17 protein-coding genes, 1 rRNA gene and 1 pseudogene are annotated in these 19,268 nt (G+C 58.0%); 11 read left to right on the forward strand and 8 right to left on the reverse strand.

The features are described from left to right. Position 1: 1 nt before the first annotated feature. From nuoE to nuoN, 10 genes are all read left to right on the forward strand, one after another. Positions 2-499: an NADH-quinone oxidoreductase subunit NuoE gene (nuoE, locus tag CKW31_RS17265; protein ID WP_027899395.1), complete on the forward strand. Its 498-nt coding sequence runs from the start codon at positions 2-4 to the stop codon at positions 497-499. Continuing rightward, positions 496-1,851, forward strand: coding sequence for an NADH-quinone oxidoreductase subunit NuoF (nuoF, locus tag CKW31_RS17270; protein WP_095097519.1), 1,356 nt, complete (start codon positions 496-498; stop codon positions 1,849-1,851). Before nuoE ends, nuoF begins: the two co-directional genes overlap by 4 nt. A gap of 132 nt (positions 1,852-1,983) precedes the next feature. Continuing rightward, the gene (gene nuoG, locus CKW31_RS17275) at positions 1,984-4,698 is read left to right on the forward strand and encodes an NADH-quinone oxidoreductase subunit NuoG (RefSeq protein ID WP_095097522.1); all 2,715 of its coding nucleotides are present in this window, start codon (positions 1,984-1,986) and stop codon (positions 4,696-4,698) included. After that, positions 4,695-5,702 carry an NADH-quinone oxidoreductase subunit NuoH gene (gene nuoH, locus CKW31_RS17280; protein WP_095097525.1) on the forward strand — a complete coding sequence of 336 codons (1,008 nt, stop codon included), beginning with the start codon at positions 4,695-4,697 and terminating at the stop codon, positions 5,700-5,702. Before nuoG ends, nuoH begins: the two co-directional genes overlap by 4 nt. 11 nt (positions 5,703-5,713) lie before the next feature. Then, positions 5,714-6,262 (forward strand): NADH-quinone oxidoreductase subunit NuoI, encoded by a 549-nt coding sequence (gene nuoI / locus CKW31_RS17285; RefSeq protein ID WP_017123831.1) that lies wholly within the window; start codon positions 5,714-5,716, stop codon positions 6,260-6,262. A 10-nt stretch (positions 6,263-6,272) separates the two neighbouring features. Further along, complete coding sequence (gene nuoJ / locus CKW31_RS17290; protein ID WP_095097528.1) at positions 6,273-6,782, forward strand: NADH-quinone oxidoreductase subunit J; 510 nt, start codon at positions 6,273-6,275, stop codon at positions 6,780-6,782. Next, positions 6,779-7,087 carry an NADH-quinone oxidoreductase subunit NuoK gene (gene nuoK / locus CKW31_RS17295; RefSeq protein WP_087265265.1) on the forward strand — a complete coding sequence of 103 codons (309 nt, stop codon included), beginning with the start codon at positions 6,779-6,781 and terminating at the stop codon, positions 7,085-7,087. Before nuoJ ends, nuoK begins: the two co-directional genes overlap by 4 nt. Next, entirely contained in the window at positions 7,084-8,937 is a 1,854-nt protein-coding gene (gene nuoL, locus CKW31_RS17300; protein WP_095097531.1) for an NADH-quinone oxidoreductase subunit L, read from the forward strand. The genes nuoK and nuoL overlap by 4 nt, the downstream gene beginning before the upstream one ends. 39 nt (positions 8,938-8,976) lie before the next feature. Continuing rightward, the gene (gene nuoM, locus CKW31_RS17305) at positions 8,977-10,509 is read left to right on the forward strand and encodes an NADH-quinone oxidoreductase subunit M (RefSeq protein ID WP_095097534.1); all 1,533 of its coding nucleotides are present in this window, start codon (positions 8,977-8,979) and stop codon (positions 10,507-10,509) included. 7 nt (positions 10,510-10,516) lie between these two features. After that, complete coding sequence (nuoN, locus tag CKW31_RS17310) at positions 10,517-11,980, forward strand: NADH-quinone oxidoreductase subunit NuoN (protein ID WP_095097537.1); 1,464 nt, start codon at positions 10,517-10,519, stop codon at positions 11,978-11,980. 78 nt (positions 11,981-12,058) lie between these two features. Here the strand turns inward: nuoN and CKW31_RS17315 are convergent, their stop codons facing one another. The 7 genes and pseudogenes from CKW31_RS17315 to CKW31_RS17340 all read right to left on the reverse strand — a co-directional run bounded on the left by CKW31_RS17315 (position 12,059) and on the right by CKW31_RS17340 (position 18,074). Then, positions 12,059-13,123, reverse strand: coding sequence for an AI-2E family transporter (locus tag CKW31_RS17315; protein WP_087265269.1), 1,065 nt, complete (start codon positions 13,121-13,123; stop codon positions 12,059-12,061). Between the two features lie 489 nt (positions 13,124-13,612). Beyond that, on the reverse strand, positions 13,613-14,434 hold the full coding sequence (locus CKW31_RS30410; RefSeq protein WP_371856764.1) for a methyl-accepting chemotaxis protein: 822 nt from the start codon (positions 14,432-14,434) through the stop codon (positions 13,613-13,615). A gap of 36 nt (positions 14,435-14,470) precedes the next feature. Continuing rightward, positions 14,471-15,292, reverse strand: a pseudogene (locus CKW31_RS30415) (cache domain-containing protein); the annotation flags it as partial. A 175-nt stretch (positions 15,293-15,467) separates the two neighbouring features. Further along, entirely contained in the window at positions 15,468-16,793 is a 1,326-nt protein-coding gene (locus CKW31_RS17325; protein ID WP_095097543.1) for a sensor histidine kinase, read from the reverse strand. After that, entirely contained in the window at positions 16,790-17,461 is a 672-nt protein-coding gene (locus tag CKW31_RS17330) for a response regulator transcription factor (RefSeq protein WP_095097546.1), read from the reverse strand. The genes CKW31_RS17325 and CKW31_RS17330 overlap by 4 nt, the downstream gene beginning before the upstream one ends. Further along, the gene (locus CKW31_RS17335; protein WP_095097550.1) at positions 17,461-17,766 is read right to left on the reverse strand and encodes a PepSY domain-containing protein; all 306 of its coding nucleotides are present in this window, start codon (positions 17,764-17,766) and stop codon (positions 17,461-17,463) included. Before CKW31_RS17335 ends, CKW31_RS17330 begins: the two co-directional genes overlap by 1 nt. Beyond that, on the reverse strand, positions 17,766-18,074 hold the full coding sequence (locus CKW31_RS17340) for a PepSY domain-containing protein (protein WP_095097553.1): 309 nt from the start codon (positions 18,072-18,074) through the stop codon (positions 17,766-17,768). Before CKW31_RS17340 ends, CKW31_RS17335 begins: the two co-directional genes overlap by 1 nt. 198 nt (positions 18,075-18,272) lie before the next feature. Here CKW31_RS17340 and queD point away from each other — a divergent pair, with 198 nt between their 5' ends. After that, positions 18,273-18,629, forward strand: a complete 357-nt coding sequence (gene queD, locus CKW31_RS17345) for a 6-carboxytetrahydropterin synthase QueD (RefSeq protein WP_080238016.1) — start codon at positions 18,273-18,275, stop codon at positions 18,627-18,629. A gap of 537 nt (positions 18,630-19,166) precedes the next feature. On the opposite strand, the gene rrf is transcribed toward queD, so the two are convergent. Then, positions 19,167-19,268: ribosomal RNA gene (gene rrf, locus CKW31_RS17350) — 5S ribosomal RNA — on the reverse strand; the annotation flags it as partial.

Here is a 19,268-nt window from a genome sequence, read left to right on the forward strand (position 1 = left end):
CATGAACAGCACGCTTATCCAGACAGACCGTTTCGCCCTGAGCGAAACAGAGCGCTCGGCCATCGAGCACGAGCTGCATCACTACGAGGACCCGCGCGCGGCGTCCATCGAAGCCCTGAAGATCGTTCAGAAGGAACGTGGCTGGGTGCCGGACGGGGCGATCTACGCCATCGGCGAACTGATCGGCATTCCTGCCAGCGACGTTGAAGGTGTGGCGACGTTCTACAGCCAGATCTTCCGTCAGCCGGTCGGCCGCCACATTATTCGCGTCTGCAACAGCATGGTCTGCTTCATCGCCGGTCACGAATCGGTCGTCGAAGAGATCCAGAATTCGCTGGGCATCGCTCCAGGCCAGACCACGGCCGACGGGCGTTTCACCCTGCTGCCGGTCTGCTGCCTGGGCAACTGCGACAAAGCCCCGGCCGTGATGGTCGACGATGACACCTTTGGCGACGTGCAACCCGGCACTGTGGCCAAGATGCTGGAGGGTTACCCATGACCATCACTTCCTTCGGCCCTGCCAACCGCATTGCGCGTACGGCAGAAACCCATCCGCTGACCTGGCGTCTGCGCGATGACGGCGAGCCGGTATGGCTTGACGAGTATCAGGCCAAAGACGGTTATGCGGCCGCGCGCAAGGCGCTCACCCAGCAATCGCCTGACGACATCGTCCAGTCCGTGAAAGATTCCGGCCTTAAAGGGCGTGGCGGTGCAGGCTTCCCCACGGGTGTGAAGTGGGGCCTGATGCCCAAAGACGAATCCATGAACATCCGCTACCTGCTATGCAACGCGGATGAAATGGAGCCCAACACCTGGAAGGACCGGATGCTGATGGAGCAGCTGCCACACCTGTTGGTGGAAGGCATGCTGATCAGTGCTCGTGCACTGAAAGCCTACCGCGGTTACATCTTCCTGCGCGGCGAGTACGTCACGGCGGCAAAGCACCTTAACCGTGCCGTGGCAGAAGCCAAGGCAGCCGGTCTGCTGGGCAAGAACATTCTGGGCACCGGCTTTGATTTCGAGCTTTTCGTGCACACCGGCGCCGGGCGTTATATCTGCGGTGAAGAAACCGCACTGATCAACTCCCTGGAAGGCCGTCGCGCCAACCCGCGCTCCAAGCCGCCCTTCCCTGCCGCCGTTGGCGTGTGGGGCAAGCCGACCTGCGTGAACAACGTCGAGACGCTGTGCAACGTGCCAGCCATCGTTGGCAACGGTAATGACTGGTACAAATCCATCGCCCGCGAAGGCAGTGAAGACCACGGCACCAAGCTGATGGGGTTCTCCGGCAAGGTGAAAAACCCTGGCCTGTGGGAACTGCCCTTCGGCGTGCAAGCCCGTGAGTTGTTCGAAGACTACGCAGGCGGCATGCGTGACGGCTACAAGCTCAAGTGCTGGCAGCCAGGCGGTGCCGGTACAGGCTTCCTGCTGCCGGAACACCTCGAAGCGCAAATGTATGCCGGCGGCATCGCCAAGGTCGGCACACGGATGGGTACCGGGCTGGCCATGGCCGTTGACGACAAGGTCAACATGGTCTCACTGCTGCGCAACATGGAAGAGTTCTTCGCTCAGGAATCCTGCGGTTTCTGCACCCCCTGCCGTGACGGTTTGCCATGGAGCGTGAAGATTCTGCGCGCCCTGGAAAAAGGCCATGGTCAGGCGGGAGATATCGAAACCCTGCTGGGACTCGTGGGCTTCCTTGGCCCGGGCAAAACCTTCTGTGCTCACGCGCCGGGTGCCGTGGAGCCGTTGGGCAGTGCGATCAAATATTTCCGCCCGGAGTTCGAGGCCGGTATAGCGCCCACCAGCGCAGCCGTCCCGCCTCTGGCAAGACCGATCATCGTCGGCGCGTAACCGTTTGCAAGGCCGGGGGAATGCCTCCGGTCCACCGCGTGATGACGCCCTGAAGGCTGTTTAGAGTCGCGCGAATAACAAGATTCCATTAGCCACGCCCGCTGACACCGGGCCAACGAAGACCTTTGAACCATGGCCACTATCCACGTAGACGGCAAAGCGCTCGAAGTCGATGGGGCAGACAACCTGTTACAGGCATGTCTGTCGCTAGGCCTCGACATCCCGTATTTCTGCTGGCACCCCGCCCTTGGCAGCGTTGGCGCCTGTCGCCAATGTGCGGTCAAGCAGTACACCGACGAGAACGACACCCGTGGTCGTATCGTCATGTCCTGCATGACTCCAGCCACCGATAACACCTGGATTTCCATCGAAGATGAAGAATCCAAGGCCTTCCGGGCCAGTGTTGTCGAGTGGCTGATGACCAACCACCCCCACGACTGCCCGGTCTGTGAGGAAGGCGGTCATTGCCACCTGCAAGACATGACGGTAATGACCGGCCACAACGAGCGCCGTTATCGCTTCACCAAACGGACTCACCAGAATCAGGAACTCGGCCCGTTCATCGCTCACGAGATGAACCGCTGCATCGCCTGCTACCGCTGCGTGCGTTTCTATAAAGACTACGCGGGCGGCACCGACCTCGGCGTTTTCGGCGCCCACGACAACGTGTACTTCGGTCGCGTTGAAGACGGCGTTCTGGAAAGCGAGTTCTCCGGCAACCTCACCGAGGTCTGCCCGACCGGTGTGTTCACCGACAAGACTCACTCCGAGCGCTACAACCGTAAGTGGGACATGCAGTTCTCGCCGAGCATCTGCCATGGCTGCTCCAGCGGTTGCAACATCAGCCCGGGCGAGCGCTACGGTGAAATTCGCCGCATCGAGAACCGCTACAACGGTTCGGTGAACCAGTATTTCCTGTGTGACCGTGGCCGCTTCGGTTATGGCTACACCAACCGCGAAGACCGTCCGCGTCAACCGCATCTGGCCGATGGCAGCAAACTGAGCCTGGATCAGGCGCTGGACAAAGCGGCGGACTTGCTGCGCGGTCGCAATATCGTCGGCATCGGTTCGCCACGCGCCAGCCTGGAAAGCAACTACGCGTTGCGCGAGCTGGTCGGCGCAGAACACTTCTATTCGGGTATCGAAGCCTCCGAGCTGGAGCGCATCCGTCTGGTGGCCCAGGTGTTGAAAGACAGCCCGCTGCCAATCCCGACCCTGCGTGACATCGAAGACCACGATGCGATTTTTGTCCTTGGCGAAGACCTGACCCAGACCGCTGCACGTCTGGCGCTGGGCCTGCGTCAAGCCGTGAAAGGCAAGGCCGAAGACATGGCCGCCGCCATGAAAGTCCAGCCATGGCTCGACGCGGCAGTGAAGAACATCGGTCAGCACGAGCTGAACCCACTGTTCATCGCCAGCCTGGCCGAAACCAAACTGGATGATGTTGCCGAAGAATGCGTCCACGCAGCACCGGACGATCTGGCGCGTATCGGTTTCGCCGTCGCTCACGCGCTGGATGCCAGTGCGCCAGCCGTTCAAGGCCTTGAGCCTGAAGCCCTTGAACTGGCCCAACGTATTGCCGACGCCCTGCTGGCCGCCAAGCGCCCACTGATCATCGCCGGTACTTCGCTGGGTTCCAAAGCCCTGATCGAAGCCGCGGCCAACATTGCCAAAGCGCTGAAGCTGCGCGACAAGGCAGGCTCCATCAGCCTGATCGTGCCGGAAGCCAACAGCCTCGGCCTGGCCCAGCTGGGTGGCGACTCTGTCGATGCCGCGCTGCAAGCAGTAATCGACGGCAAGGCCGACGCCATTGTCGTGCTGGAAAACGATCTTTACACCCGCACCGATGCCGCCAAGGTCGATGCAGCTCTGAGCGCGGCGAAAGTCGTGATCGTGGCTGATCATCAGAAAACCCCGACCGGTGACCGTGCTCACTTGGTGCTGCCTGCTGCCAGCTTTGCTGAAGGCGACGGTACTCTGGTCAGCCAGGAAGGCCGTGCTCAGCGCTTCTTCCAGGTATTCGACCCGACTTATCTGGATGCCAGCATCCTGGTTCACGAAGGCTGGCGCTGGCTGCATGCCCTGCGTGCGACCCTGCTGAACAAGCCGGTGGACTGGACGTTGCTCGACCACGTGACGGCTGCCTGCGCGGCAAGCACTCCGCAACTGGCCGCCATCGTCAACGCCGCGCCGTCGGCTGCGTTCCGCATCAAAGGCTTGAAGCTGGCTCGCGAACCACTGCGCTACAGTGGCCGTACAGCCATGCGCGCCAACATCAGCGTGCATGAACCGCGTACCTCCCAGGACAACGACACCGCGTTCTCCTTCTCTATGGAAGGTTATTCGGGCTCGGTTGAACCACGTCAACAAGTGCCTTTCGCCTGGTCTCCGGGCTGGAACTCGCCACAAGCGTGGAACAAGTTCCAGGATGAAGTGGGCGGTCACTTGCGTGCCGGTGATCCGGGTACCCGTCTGATCGAAACCCAGGGCGATAACCTGAGCTGGTTCACCAGCGCACCTCGCGCCTTCTCCCCGGCTCAAGGGACATGGCAAGTGGTGCCGTTCTATCACCTGTTCGGCAGCGAAGAGAACTCTTCGAAAGCCGGCCCGGTTCAAGAACGCATTCCTGCCCCTTATGTTGCTCTGGCCAAATCGGAAGCCGATCGCCTGGGCGTCAACGAAGGTGCCTTGCTGTCGTTGAACGTTGCTGGTCAGACCCTGCGTCTGCCGCTGCGTATCAACGAAGAGCTGGGTGCAGGCCTGGTCGCGTTGCCAGCCGGTCTGGCCGGTATCCCGCCCGCGATTTTCGGCAAATCCGTTGACGGTCTGCAGGAGGCAGCGCAATGAGTTGGTTCACCCCTGATGTGATCGACGCAATCATTGCTGTCGTCAAGGCCATAGTTGTGCTGCTGGCCGTTGTGGTTTGCGGTGCACTGCTGAGCTTTGTGGAACGTCGTCTGCTGGGCTGGTGGCAGGACCGTTACGGTCCGAACCGCGTTGGCCCGTTCGGCATGTTCCAGATTGCTGCCGACATGCTGAAAATGTTCTTCAAGGAAGACTGGACTCCGCCGTTTGCCGACAAGGTGATCTTCACCCTGGCCCCGGTGGTTGCCATGAGCGCCCTGCTGATCGCGTTCTCGATTATCCCGATCACCCCTAGCTGGGGCGTGGCGGATCTGAACATCGGTCTGCTGTTCTTCTTCGCAATGGCCGGTCTTTCGGTGTACGCGGTGTTGTTCGCCGGTTGGTCGAGTAACAACAAGTTCGCCCTGCTCGGTGCTCTGCGTGCCTCGGCACAAACCGTGTCCTATGAAGTGTTCATGGGTCTGGCGTTGATGGGCATCGTGGTTCAGGTTGGCTCGTTCAACATGCGCGACATCGTTGAATATCAGGCACAGAACCTGTGGTTCATCATTCCGCAGTTCTTCGGCTTCTGTACCTTCTTCATTGCTGGCGTCGCCGTGACTCACCGTCACCCGTTCGACCAGCCGGAAGCGGAGCAGGAATTGGCTGACGGCTACCACATTGAATATGCAGGCATGAAGTGGGGCATGTTCTTCGTTGGCGAATACATCGGCATCATTCTGATCTCGGCGCTGCTGGTGACATTGTTCTTCGGTGGCTGGCACGGTCCGTTCGATATCCTGCCTTCGCTGTCGTTCTTCTGGTTCGCCATCAAGACTGCATTCTTCATCATGCTGTTCATCCTGCTGCGTGCATCCATCCCGCGCCCACGCTATGACCAGGTCATGGATTTCAGCTGGAAATTCTGTCTGCCGCTGACCCTGATCAATTTGCTGGTGACTGCTGCGGTTGTGCTGTTGAACACACCAGCCGGCTCGGTTCAGTGAGGATTTGACCCATGTTCAAATATATTGGCGACATCGTTAAGGGTACTGGTACCCAGTTGCGAAGCCTGGTGATGGTATTCGGTCACGGCTTCCGCAAACGCGACACCCTGCAATACCCGGAAGAAGCGGTGTACCTGCCGCCGCGCTATCGCGGTCGTATCGTGCTGACCCGCGACCCTGATGGTGAAGAACGCTGCGTAGCCTGCAACCTGTGCGCCGTGGCGTGCCCGGTTGGCTGTATCTCGCTGCAGAAAGCCGAAACCGATGACGGTCGTTGGTATCCCGAGTTCTTCCGCATCAACTTCTCGCGTTGCATTTTCTGCGGCCTGTGCGAAGAAGCCTGCCCGACCACTGCGATCCAGTTGACACCGGATTTCGAAATGGCCGAGTTCAAGCGTCAGGACCTGGTTTACGAGAAAGAAGATCTGCTGATCTCCGGACCCGGCAAGAACCCTGACTACAACTTCTATCGCGTCGCCGGTATGGCCGTCGCTGGCAAGCCCAAGGGCTCTGCGCAGAACGAAGCCGAACCGATCAACGTCAAGAGCTTGCTGCCTTAAGGAAGTAAAGATGGAATTCGCTTTCTATTTCGCATCCGGCATCGCTGTAGTGTCCACCCTGCGGGTGATCACCAACACGAACCCGGTGCACGCCCTGCTCTACCTGATCATTTCGCTGATCGCCGTGGCGATGACGTTCTTCAGCCTTGGCGCTCCGTTCGCCGGGGTACTGGAAGTTATCGCTTACGCGGGCGCGATCATGGTCCTGTTCGTTTTCGTGGTGATGATGCTCAACCTTGGCCCGGCCTCGGTTCAGCAGGAGCGCACCTGGCTGAAACCCGGTGTCTGGGTCGGCCCGGTGATTCTCGGTGCGCTGCTGTTGGCTGAACTGCTGTATGTGCTGTTCGCCAATCAGACAGGCGCCGCTATCGGTCACACTACCGTCGACGCCAAGGCAGTCGGCATCAGCCTGTTCGGGCCTTACCTGCTGGTGGTCGAGCTGGCCTCGATGCTTCTGCTGGCGGCAGCGGTGACGGCATTCCATCTGGGCCGCAACGAAGCGAAGGAGCCAAGCCAATGAATGCTATCCCTCTGGAGCACGGTCTGGCGGTTGCCGGAGTCCTGTTCGTTCTCGGCCTCGTAGGTCTGATGGTGCGCCGTAACATTCTTTTTGTGTTGATGAGCCTGGAGATCATGATGAACGCATCGGCTCTGGCGTTCGTCGTTGCCGGTAGCCGCTGGGCTCAGCCGGATGGACAAGTCATGTTCATCCTGGTGATCACCCTGGCTGCTGCCGAGGCCAGTATTGGCCTGGCGATCCTGATGCAGCTGTATCGCCGCTTCCACACGCTCGATATCGACGCTGCCAGTGAGATGCGCGGATGAACCTACTCTTTCTGACTTTCGTATTTCCCCTGATCGGTTTTCTGCTGCTGTCGTTCTCTCGTGGACGCATCTCGGAAAACCTCGCGGCACTGATCGGCGTTGGCTCTATTGGCCTGTCGGCCATTGTCACCGCCTGGGTCATCTGGCAATTCAACGTCGCACCGCCTGAAGGGGGTCATTACACCCAGGTGTTGTGGCGCTGGATGGCCGTGGACGGTTTCGAACCTAACTTCGCACTGTATCTGGACGGCCTGTCCGTAACGATGCTGGGCGTGGTGGTCGGCGTCGGTTTCCTGATTCACCTGTTCGCTTCCTGGTACATGCGTGGCGAAGCGGGTTACTCGCGCTTCTTCGCGTACACCAACCTGTTTATCGCCAGCATGCTGTTCTTGGTACTCGGCGATAACCTGTTGTTCCTGTACTTCGGTTGGGAAGGCGTAGGCCTGTGCAGCTATCTGTTGATCGGTTTCTACTACAGCAACCGCAACAACGGTAACGCCGCACTGAAAGCCTTTATCGTGACCCGTATCGGCGACGTGTTCATGGCCATCGGCCTGTTCATCCTGTTCCAGCAACTGGGTACGCTGAATATCCAGGAATTGCTGGTTCGTGCCCCTGAGCACTTCAAGGTCGGCGACTTCTGGATCGTGCTGGCAACTCTGCTGCTGCTGGGTGGCGCTGTCGGTAAATCCGCGCAACTGCCGCTGCAAACCTGGCTGGCCGATGCGATGGCCGGTCCGACTCCGGTTTCGGCACTGATCCACGCTGCAACCATGGTGACCGCCGGTGTTTACCTGATCGCCCGTACCCACGGCTTGTTCGCCCTGGCACCGGACATCCTGCATCTGGTAGGCATCGTCGGCGGTGTGACACTGGTTCTGGCCGGTTTCGCAGCACTGGTACAGACCGACATCAAACGTATCCTCGCCTACTCGACCATGAGCCAGATCGGCTACATGTTCCTGGCGCTGGGCGTCGGTGCCTGGGAAGGCGCGATCTTCCACCTGATGACTCACGCCTTCTTCAAGGCGCTGCTGTTCCTCGCATCCGGTGCGGTGATCGTTGCCTGCCACCACGAGCAGAACATTTTCAAGATGGGCGGCCTTTGGAAGAAACTGCCTCTGGCCTACGCCAGCTTCATCGTCGGCGGCTCGGCCCTTGCGGCCCTGCCATTGTTGACGGCGGGTTTCTACTCCAAGGACGAAATTCTCTGGGAAGCGTTCGCCAGCGGCAACAATGGTCTGCTGTACGCCGGTCTGGTCGGCGCATTCATGACTTCGCTGTACACCTTCCGCCTGATCTTCATCACCTTCCACGGTGAAGCGAAAACGGAAGCGCACGCAGGTCACGGTATCGCTCACTGGTTGCCGTTGAGTGTGCTGATCGTGCTGTCGACCTTCGTCGGCGCGCTGATCACCCCACCGCTGGCGGGTGTACTGCCGCAAAGCGTCGGCCACGCCGGTGGCGATGCCAAGCACAGTCTGGAAATCGCTTCAGGCGCTATCGCGCTGGCCGGCATCCTGCTCGCAGCCTTGCTGTTCCTGGGCAAGCGCCGCTTGGTCACTTCCATCGCCAACAGCGCACCCGGCCGTTTCCTGTCGGCCTGGTGGTTCGCGGCATGGGGTTTCGATTGGGTGTACGACAAGCTGTTCGTCAAGCCGTATCTGGCTATCTGCCAGTTGCTGCGTAGCGACCCACTGGACCACACCATTGGTTTGATCCCACGTCTGGTCAAGGCAGGTCATGGCAGCATGACCCGTACCGAAACCGGTCAACTGCGCTGGTATGCCGCTTCGATCGCTATAGGTGCCGTACTGGTACTCGGCGCCGTCGTTGTGGTTGCGGTCTGACATGAACCTTGCGAATTTGCGAAAGGAATTGAGCCCGTCATGATTCTGCCTTGGCTAATCCTGATCCCCTTTATCGGTGGCCTGCTGTGCTGGCAAGGTGAGCGCTTCGGCCCTACCCTGCCACGCTGGATCGCGCTGCTGACCATGTCCCTCGAACTGGCCCTGGGCCTCTGGTTGTGGAGTACTGGCAACTACAGTTACGCACCAGCTCCCGGCGTCGACCCAACCTGGGCCATCGAATTCAAGCACTTGTGGATTGCCCGCTTCGGCATCAGCGTCCACCTTGCCCTTGATGGTCTTTCGTTGCTGATGATTCTGCTGACCGGCCTGCTCGGTGTGCTGTCGGTGTTGTGTTCGTGGAAAGAGATCCAGCGTAACGTTGGTTTCTTCCACCTCAACCTGATGTGGATCCTCGGTGGCGTGATTGGCGTGTTCCTGGCCATCGACCTGTTCATGTTCTTCTTTTTCTGGGAAATGATGCTGGTGCCGATGTATTTCCTCATCGCGCTCTGGGGTCACAGCTCGGCGGACGGCAAGAAGACACGCATCTACGCCGCGACCAAGTTCTTCATCTTCACTCAGGCCAGCGGCCTGATCATGTTGGTGGCGATCCTCGGTCTGGTACTGGTCAACTTCAATCAGACCGGAGTGATCACGTTCGATTACGCCACGCTGTTGAAGACGCAACTGGCACCGGGCACCGAATACATCCTGATGCTGGGTTTCTTCATTGCCTTCGCGGTGAAGCTGCCAGTGGTGCCATTCCACTCGTGGCTGCCGGATGCTCACGCCCAGGCACCAACAGCGGGTTCGGTCGATCTGGCGGGTATCCTGCTGAAAACCGCCGCGTATGGCCTGCTGCGCTTTGCTCTACCGCTGTTCCCGAACGCCTCTGCCGAGTTCGCGCCTATCGCGATGATTCTGGGCCTGATCGGTATTTTCTACGGTGCCTTCCTGGCGTTCGCGCAGACCGACATCAAACGTCTGATCGCCTTCTCCAGCGTCTCGCACATGGGCTTCGTGCTGATCGGTATCTACTCCGGTAGCCAGCAAGCGCTGCAAGGCGTCGTGATTCAGATGCTTGCTCACGGCCTTTCTGCTGCTGCGCTGTTTATCCTCAGTGGTCAGCTGTACGAGCGCCTGCATACGCGTGACATGCGTGAAATGGGTGGTTTGTGGTCGCGTATCGCCTACTTGCCAGCGATCAGCCTGTTCTTCGCGGCCGCCTCTCTGGGTCTGCCGGGTACCGGTAACTTTGTGGGTGAGTTCCTGATCCTGCTGGGCAGCTTTGTCAGTGCGCCATGGATCACCGCAATTGCCACGTCCGGTCTGGTGTTTGGCTCTGTCTACTCGCTGATCATGATTCATCGCGCCTACTTCGGCCCGTCCAAATCCGACGAGCCGCTCAAGGGTATGGATGGACGAGAAATGATCATGGTGCTCGGCCTGGCCGTATTGCTGGTACTGGTCGGGGTTTACCCGCAACCATTCCTCGATACGTCGGCAGCGACCATGCACGGCGTGCAGCAATGGCTCGGCACTGCCTTCACTCAACTCGCTTCGGCCCGGTAAGAGCGCTATGGACCTGACGATTCAACACTTTATTGCGCTTGCCCCACTGCTGATTACCAGCCTTACCATTGTTGTGGTGATGCTGGCGATCGCATGGCGCCGCAATCACTCACAAACCTTCCTGCTCAGCGTGGCGGGGCTTAACCTGGCCCTGCTGTCGATCTACCCGGCACTGAAAGTCGCTCCGCTGGTAGTGACGCCTCTGCTGCAGATCGACAGCTTCGCTTGCCTTTACATGGCGCTGATCCTGGCGTCGACTCTGGCTTGTGTGACCATGGCTCACGCCTATCTCGGCGACGGTAAAGCGGGCTACCCCGGCAATCGTGAAGAACTTTACCTGTTGATCCTGCTGGCGGCAGCTGGCGGTCTGGTACTGGTCAGCGCGCAACACCTGGCAGGCCTGTTCATCGGTCTGGAGCTGTTGTCGGTGCCAGTGTACGGGCTTGTTGCCTACGCGTTCTTCAACAAGCGCTCGCTGGAAGCCGGTATCAAGTACATGGTGCTCTCGGCAGCCGGTTCGGCGTTCCTGCTGTTCGGCATGGCGCTGTTGTACGCCGAAGCGGGCTCGCTGAGCTTTGATGGCATCGGCAAGGCGCTGGCTGCAAGCGGCCTGCCTAGCCCGATTGCCAGCCTGGGTCTGGGCATGATGCTGGTAGGTTTGGCGTTCAAACTGTCGCTGGTACCTTTCCACCTGTGGACCCCGGACGTCTACGAGGGCGCCCCTGCCCCGGTAGCGGCTTTCCTGGCCACCGCCAGCAAGGTTGCGGTGTTCGCGGTGCTGGTGCGGCTGTTCCAGATTTCCCCGGCAGCCAGCAGCGGCATACTGCATGACGTACTGGCGGTCATCGCCGTTGCGTCGATCATCGTCGGCAACCTGCTGGCTTTGATGCAGAACAACTTGAAGCGTCTGCTGGGTTACTCGTCCATCGCGCACTTCGGCTACCTGATGATCGCCCTGGTGGCGACCAAAGGCATGGCGGTTGAGGCTATCGGCGTGTATCTGGTCACCTATGTACTGACCAGCCTTGGCAGCTTCGGTGTAATCACCATGATGTCGTCGCCGTACAGTGGCCGTGATACCGATGCGATGTTCGAGTACCGCGGTCTGTTCTGGCGTCGCCCGTACCTCACAGCGGTGATGACCCTGATGATGCTGTCCCTGGCGGGTATCCCGCTGACGGCTGGCTTCATCGGCAAGTTCTACATCATCGCGACCGGCGTTGAGTCGAAGCTCTGGTGGTTGCTCGGTGCACTGATTATCGGTAGCGCCATCGGCGTCTTCTACTACCTGCGCGTGATGGTGACCCTGTACCTGGTGGACTCCAAGCTGCCACGCCACGACGCTGCCTTCAACTGGGCGCAACGTACCGGCGGCGTGATGCTGCTGGCCATCGCCATTCTGACCTTCGTACTGGGTGTCTATCCGCAGCCTCTGCTGGACTTGGTCAAGCATGCAGGTCTGATGGGCTGATCTCTCAAGGATCAGGCATGACGGGACGCATAAAAAAACCTGCTCGATTGAGCAGGTTTTTTTTTCGCCAGGAGAATCTCAACCCGGCAAACGTACCGTCTTCTTGGCGCTGACGAACAGGCCCCAGGTAGACATGAACAGCGCAGCGACCATCGGCCCGATCACGAAACCATTCAGGCCGAATACCGACATGCCGCCCAGGGTGGAGATCAGAATCAGGTAGTCAGGCATCTTGGTATCTTTGCCGACCAGAATAGGTCGCAGCACGTTGTCGACCAGTCCAATCACGAACACGCCGAACAGCGCGAGCACTACGCCCTGCCAGATCATCCCGCTCAACAGGAAGTAAACCGCCACCGGTGCCCAGACAATCCCCGCCCCCACGGCTGGCAGCAGCGACAGAAATGCCATGATGACCGCCCAGAGCAGAGCGCTGGGAATGTCGAGACACCAGAAGATGAATCCACCGAGAGCACCCTGGGTGATCGCGACGACGACGTTGCCTTTGACGGTGGCACGCACGACGCGCGTGAACTTCAGTTGCAGGCGACGCTTCTGGGGTTCAGCCAGAGGCACAGCAATACGCATCTTGCGCACCAGTTCCTGACCATCACGCAGAAAGAAGAACAACAGGTACAACATGATGAAAAAGCCCACGACAAAGTCGAAGGTGCCCTGACCGAAGCTGAATGCCTGCGTCGCCAGGTACTGACTGCCCTGCATCGCGCCTTTGGCGATCTTGTCGCGCAGACCATCGAGATCGCCCATGCCCAGTCTGTCTAGCCAGCCCTGAACGTAATGCGGTAACAAGCCTTTGAACTCGGCCAGATAGCTGGCGATATCGAGTTGCCCGCTTTCGACGTTCTTGTAGAGCGTGGCACCTTCCTGAACCAGCAAGGCACTGATGACAATGACCGGTAAAATCGCGATCACCAGACAGATCATCAAGGTGCAAAGCGACGTCAGATTTCGCTGCCAGCCAAATTTCAGCAGCAAGCGACGCTGTACCGGCGCGAAGATGATGCCGAGGATCACCGCCCAGAACACCGCGCCGTAGAACGGCAGCAGGATCCATATGAACGCGATGGTCACCAGCACCAACAGCAGGATCAGGGTTTTGTATTGCAACGTGGTTTCGTTCATGTCCTTTCCATGTCAGTAGGCAAGCAACTCGCTTGACCTGATCCTTAGTCAGCCAATCAACGGACGAGTGCCATCATTCTGCTTGGCTTGCAGAGGAAGGCTCTGGAAAGGGAAGTACAGCAGAGAATGCGTCTTGCCGTAGGGTTTGCAGGAAATCGCACAGTGTCGCTACACCGCGCTGTCTGACGGCAGACATTTGATCTGTAATAGCTGCCGAAGGCGGCGATAGCGGTGTGTCAGGATAAATGCTTCGCAGCCTTCGGTGGCGCTCATCAAACATGAAATAACTGTCTGAGTTTAAATGCTTATTCTGTGCAATGAGCTTGCTCGCGATAGCGTCAGGTCAGACGCTATCCTCTTAACAGATCGACCGCTATCGCGAGCAAGCTCACTCCTACAGGATCCCTGTTTATTACGCGACAACGCGGCGCGTCGGACGACGAGGGCGCTCCCGCAGGTCAACCATTCGTAGCGCACTTCTCACGCGAGTTAAACCCGGAACTGCCCAACCAATGCACCAAGGCGCTGACCAAGATCATTCAGGCTGCGGGAGGTCTGCGCGCTTTGCCGGGTTTCGTCGGCAACCGTATCAACGGCGGAAGCAATCTGATGCACGCTGCGGTTGATTTCCTCGGCAACTGCCGTTTGCTCTTCAGCGGCGCTGGCGATCTGCGCGTTCATGGTGTTGATGGTTGTGATCAGCTCGCCGATGGCATCCAGTGAAGACCCCGCCTGATTGGCCTGCACGGAGGTACCATCGCCAGCTTCGCTGGAGCGACGCATGGCATCGACAGCGGTCTGTGTACCCTTCTGCAAGCGGTCAATCATGCCCTGGATTTCCTGGGTGCTCTGCTGGGTACGACTCGCCAGCGCCCGCACTTCATCGGCTACCACCGCAAAACCACGACCCGCCTCCCCTGCACGTGCAGCCTCAATGGCGGCGTTGAGGGCCAACAGGTTGGTCTGCTCAGCGATGGAGCGAATCACCCCGAGTACGCTCACAATCGAAGACACGTCTTTCTGGAGGCTATCCAGGGACGAGCCACTGTTACGAATATCTTCAACCAGCGCGTGAATCAGTTTGATGCTGCCATCGACGACGCGTTTCGCCGACTGGCCCTCCTCGTCGGTCTTCTGTGCGGCGACCGAAGCACCTTGGGCACTTTTCGCCACTTCCTGAGCGGCAGCGGACATTTCGTTGATCGCGGTGGCAACCTGATCCGTCTCGTGACGCTGGCGCTCCATGGCTTGCTCTGAGCGTTGCGCCTGGCTCGATACTTCGCCGACCAGACCGGTCAATTGTCCGGTCATGCCGGATATCTGGCTGACGAGACCATGGATCTTGTCGACGAAGCGGTTAAAGGAGCTGGCCAGCTCGCCCAGCTCATCCTGACTGGTCACGGCCAGACGGCGGGTCAAATCCCCTTCGCCTGCGGCAATGTCATCGAGGTTGTTTTTCATCAAACGCAGCGGGCGCAGCAGGGTTCCGGCCAGCACAACGCCGATGATGCTGATGATGACAAGAACCAGCAGTGCAACGCCGATAATACTTAGCAACATTTTCTGCAGCCGGGCGTCAACGTCCTGCTCGACCAGTGCAACCTCAGCGTCGATGCCATCAAGATTGACCGATGAGCCGAACGCCAGGTCCCATTTGGGCAAATATTCGGTATAGCCCAGCTTGGGCAGCAACTCGGTTTTGCCGGGCAGGGGTGAAGAGTAGAGAAGATAGTGCGTACCGGCTTTAGCTACCGCCACCAGCTCATTGTTGACATATACGCCGTTCGGATCGCGAGCTTCTTTGAAGCTCTTCCCGACGCCATCTGGGCTGTTTGCCTTGAACAAGCGTATCGATTGCGAATCGTAGCCAAAGAAATAGCCGTCTTTGCCGTAGGAAATGCCGGAAAGCAATTTTATCGCCTGTGCCCGGGCAGCTTCATCGCCAGCCGGCGAGGCATCGTAGATCGGTTTGATAGCGGTCATGCCGATGGCGACATAGTTTTGCAGCGTAGCCTTGGCTTCATTCAGCAGCCGTTCGCGAGTTTCGCTGACCTCGCGTTTTGCCTGGTCGTGCAACATGAGAATTGTTGTCACGCTGATGATCAACGCGAATATCAGCACTGGCAGGATCGCCAGTGAAAGTACTTTGGCTTTCAGGCTAATGCGCATAGGACCCCAAGCATCAATTTGTTGTTTTTAAATTTTGATCTTGGGCTTGTATCGGCAATATGGCCGAAAGGTTGAGAGATTTCGGAGTTACTCGTAAGTAACGCCCATATTGAACGCAGGAATATTGAGCGGTAGTTGCCAAGTTAATGACATGCTTAATCGCTTACTGAGCAAGTCAATCGATCGCTGAACGATCAGGCAGATCAATACGTACTCGAAGCCCACCTGACTGGCTGGCTTCAAGTTGCAGATGACCGCCCCACACCTGAACGATATCGCGCACGATACCGAGGCCCAGTCCATGACCGGTGATTTGCTCATCCAGACGCGCACCACGGCTGAAGACTTCCTCGCGCATGGCTTCAGGGATACCGGGGCCGTCGTCTTCGATCACAATACTGAAGCTCGCTTCCTGCCGACTAATCGTCAGCAGTACTTCGCTGTCCGCCCATTTGCAGGCGTTATCCAGCAAGTTGCCCAGCAGTTCCAGAATATCCTCACGATCCCAAGGTAAAGACAGGCCTGGCTTGACTTGCATCTCTAGGTTGAGGTGCTCGCCATGGATCATGCGCAAAGTGGCGAACAGTCCGCTCAACTCTGCATCACAATCAAAATGCGCACCGGGCAACGCATCGCCGGATAGCCGCGCACGATTGAGCTCACGGGCAAGGCGTTGCTGAATCTGCTCCAGTTGCTCATGCAGAATATTACGCAGGGCGGGATGGGCATCGAATTGGGGGCTGGCTATGGCGCTGAACAGGACTGCCAGTGGCGTTTTCAACGCATGACCCAGGTTACCGAGAGCGTTGCGCGAGCGTCTCAGGCTGTCTTCGGTGTGTTCCAGCAAATGGTTGATTTGCGAGACAAGAGGTTCGAGCTCTACGGGTACCTCTTCATCCAGCTGGGAACGCTTACCTTGCTGGAGCTGAACAAGCTGTTCACGAGCCCGGTCCAGTGGACGCAAGGCACGACGTACCGTCACACGCTGCAGAGCCAGAATCAGCAGGAGAGCGGCAAGCCCCAATCCGAGGCCAATCTGTTGCACACGAAGAAAGCTCGCCCTGACCGGTGTGTAGTCCTGGGCGACGGTAATTGAGATGTCCTGACCGAATTTTCGGTAATCGGCCTTGTGCAGTAGCAAGGACTGCCCTGTCTGGCCTAACTCGTAGCTGGCATGTAACCCGCTTGAACCTGGATCAGGAATCTCCAGATCCCATAATGATCGGGAGCGCCAGTGCCCTTCAGGGAAATCAATTCGAAAATAGTGCCCGGAATAAGGCCGTTGATAGGCAGGCGACAGTCGGTGCTCATCCAGCTGCACGCCATTTTGGCCGCGTACCAAGGCAACCAGCAGGCTCTCGCTCTCGTTGCGCAGTCCGGCTTCCAGGTAGCGCTGCAAACCTAACTCAAACAGCCATAGGCTGGTTTGGGCCAACACCACGCACACCAGAACCATCACGCTGATAAGCCCCATGCTCAGGCGACGCTGAATAGACTTCAAGCAGCAGGCTCCCCGCCAAAACGATAGCCTTGACCGCGTCGGGTTTCGACCACGGCTTTCCCGAGCTTGCGTCTGAGGTGATTCACATGCACTTCAATGACGTTGGAATCACGCTCGTTTTCACCGTCATACAGGTGCTCAGCCAGATGGCTTTTTGAAAGAATCTGCTCCGGGTGCAGCATGAAGTAACGCAGCAACCGGAATTCGGCGGAAGTCAGCTGAATATCTACACCGCCCTGGTTAACGCATTGACGCCCTTCGTCCAGATGCAAACCAGCGGATTCAAGACGAGGCTGATTGGCCAGTCCTTTGGAGCGACGCAATAACGCCTGAATACGCAGCTGTAACTCTTCCGGATGAAAAGGTTTGGTCAGGTAGTCGTCGGCACCGGCCTTGAGCCCTTCTATACGTTCAGACCAGGAACCTCGGGCCGTCAGTACAAGAACCGGCGTTGCCAGACCTGCGGAGCGCCATTGCTCAAGCACCTCCAGACCGGGAAGCCCTGGCAGGCCGAGGTCGAGAATGATCAAATCGTAAGGCTCGGTTACGCCTTGGTGAACCGCGTCACGCCCGTCCGCAAGCCAGTCAACGGCATAGCCCTGTCTGCCCAGACCGGAAAGCAGCTCATCTGCCAGCGGGACATGGTCCTCTACCAATAACAGGCGCATCAGTCTTCCTCATCCTTCAATAGTCGACTGTCCCGAGCGTTATATTTCAGCTCGCGGACGACCCCTTCCGAGGTCAGAATCTCAAACTCATAAACATACACGCCATGTTTCTCTTCAAGTTCTGCCTCTAATAACTTGGCACCCGGGTGCCGGGCCATGGCCATTTCCATCAACTGCTCAAGCGGAAGAATAGTGCCCTTCTGACGCAAACTCAGCGCTTCATCCTGATCCAGGTCTCTCGCTTGCACAGAGATGCAGACCAGCACAAGGCAAATAAGAGTGCCACGACGCTTAGGTAACTTCATTATCGGTCCTGATGATTTTTGAGCACCTTCCCGGTTGCAGCATCGATATCTACGTCCCAGTGGATACCTTGAGTGTCGGTAAGCTCAACCTGATAAACATGCTTGCCGTATTTTTCATCAAGCTCGGCGTCATTGATCGTCGCGCCAGGATGTTTGGCCAAGGCTGCCCCGTTGAGCTGCTCCGCGCTTTGAATGCTGCCGGCGGCGCGCAATGTAGCAGCTTCGTCGGGGGAAATGTCGCGAGCGCTGACTGCACCGCTGGTAAATACCAGAAGGGCAGAGACAAAAAGCGCAGTCAGAGTTTTCACTATCAGGCTCCGTTGAGAATGTTTATTCCTATCTACTTAGGATAAACGTCCCAACTTAATTCAACCTGAATCGATCTGGCTAGATGCCATCAGTACGGATGAACGACCGGGTTTTAGCGCATAGCCCAAACCAATGCTGATAAACTCTTGGCCTGCATGCGTCGCTGCGACGATCGCCATTTTTTAGAGTTGAACATTTTGGAAATTTTTAAAGAGTTTACGTTCGAGTCAGCCCACTTCCTTCCTCACGTTCCCGAGGGCCATAAATGCGGACGGCTGCATGGCCACTCCTTCCGTATCGCTATTCATCTGGAAGGTGAAGTCGATCCGCACATCGGCTGGATCCGGGACTTCTCTGAAATCAAGGCGATATTCAAACCGCTTTATGAGCGCCTTGATCACCACTACTTGAATGACATACCCGGGCTTGAAAACCCAACCAGCGAAAACCTCGCCAAATGGATCTTTGCCGAGCTCAAGCCGCTGTTGCCAGAGCTGTCTGCTATTCGGATTCACGAGACGTGCACCAGCGGTTGCATATACCGCGGTGAATAATCGCTGGTACTGAGAAAGCCCTCCTTGTCCACAAGGGGGGCTTTTTTGTGGCTAAGGGAATGCCGTGTATAGCAACAATGCAGAGCGCCGTGGGATCGGATTTTATCCGGGAAGGCGATATCTCCTCGTAGGAGCGGCTTTAGCCGCGAGCCGCATTTACCCAAAGATCAGCGCTGGGACAGATGCCGCCCTCCTGAATAAATTCGGTCCTACCGAGGTTGGCATGGGCATTGGACCGGTAGGAGCGAACTTGTTCGCGAGGGGGATGGTGCATCCGCGGCCTGTATATCGCCTGATAGACAGTCCTCCCGAATAAATTCGGTCCTACCGGGGCTGGCATGGGCATTGGACCGGTAGGAGCGAACTTGTTCGCGGGGGGCGGTGCATACGCAGCCTGTGTATCGCCTGAAATGCAGCCCTCCCGAATGAATTCGGTCCTACCAAGGTTGGCCAGAGCGCGCGCATATCCCGTTAAATTTTTCAGGCACACAAACAAAACCCCTGAACGCGTGAGCGATCAGGGGTTCTGGAATTTAATCTTGACGATGACCTACTCTCACATGGGGAAACCCCACACTACCATCGGCGATACATCGTTTCACTACTGAGTTCGGGATGGGATCAGGTGGTTCCAATGCT

The organism is Pseudomonas sp. Irchel 3A5 (genome assembly GCF_900187575.1).
Classification (GTDB): domain Bacteria; phylum Pseudomonadota; class Gammaproteobacteria; order Pseudomonadales; family Pseudomonadaceae; genus Aquipseudomonas; species Aquipseudomonas folii.

What these genes read in the sequence shown, in the direction of transcription:
- nuoE (WP_027899395.1), top strand. Translation starts at nt 2, where the DNA reads ATGAACAGCACGCTTATCCAGACAGACCGTTTCGCCCTGAGCGAAACA.
- nuoF (WP_095097519.1), top strand. Translation starts at nt 496, where the DNA reads ATGACCATCACTTCCTTCGGCCCTGCCAACCGCATTGCGCGTACGGCA.
- nuoG (WP_095097522.1), top strand. Translation starts at nt 1,984, where the DNA reads ATGGCCACTATCCACGTAGACGGCAAAGCGCTCGAAGTCGATGGGGCA.
- nuoH (WP_095097525.1), top strand. Translation starts at nt 4,695, where the DNA reads ATGAGTTGGTTCACCCCTGATGTGATCGACGCAATCATTGCTGTCGTC.
- nuoI (WP_017123831.1), top strand. Translation starts at nt 5,714, where the DNA reads ATGTTCAAATATATTGGCGACATCGTTAAGGGTACTGGTACCCAGTTG.
- nuoJ (WP_095097528.1), top strand. Translation starts at nt 6,273, where the DNA reads ATGGAATTCGCTTTCTATTTCGCATCCGGCATCGCTGTAGTGTCCACC.
- nuoK (WP_087265265.1), top strand. Translation starts at nt 6,779, where the DNA reads ATGAATGCTATCCCTCTGGAGCACGGTCTGGCGGTTGCCGGAGTCCTG.
- nuoL (WP_095097531.1), top strand. Translation starts at nt 7,084, where the DNA reads ATGAACCTACTCTTTCTGACTTTCGTATTTCCCCTGATCGGTTTTCTG.
- nuoM (WP_095097534.1), top strand. Translation starts at nt 8,977, where the DNA reads ATGATTCTGCCTTGGCTAATCCTGATCCCCTTTATCGGTGGCCTGCTG.
- nuoN (WP_095097537.1), top strand. Translation starts at nt 10,517, where the DNA reads ATGGACCTGACGATTCAACACTTTATTGCGCTTGCCCCACTGCTGATT.
- CKW31_RS17315 (WP_087265269.1), bottom strand. Translation starts at nt 13,123, where the DNA reads ATGAACGAAACCACGTTGCAATACAAAACCCTGATCCTGCTGTTGGTG.
- CKW31_RS30410 (WP_371856764.1), bottom strand. Translation starts at nt 14,434, where the DNA reads ATGACCGGACAATTGACCGGTCTGGTCGGCGAAGTATCGAGCCAGGCG.
- CKW31_RS17330 (WP_095097546.1), bottom strand. Translation starts at nt 17,461, where the DNA reads ATGCGCCTGTTATTGGTAGAGGACCATGTCCCGCTGGCAGATGAGCTG.
- CKW31_RS17335 (WP_095097550.1), bottom strand. Translation starts at nt 17,766, where the DNA reads ATGAAGTTACCTAAGCGTCGTGGCACTCTTATTTGCCTTGTGCTGGTC.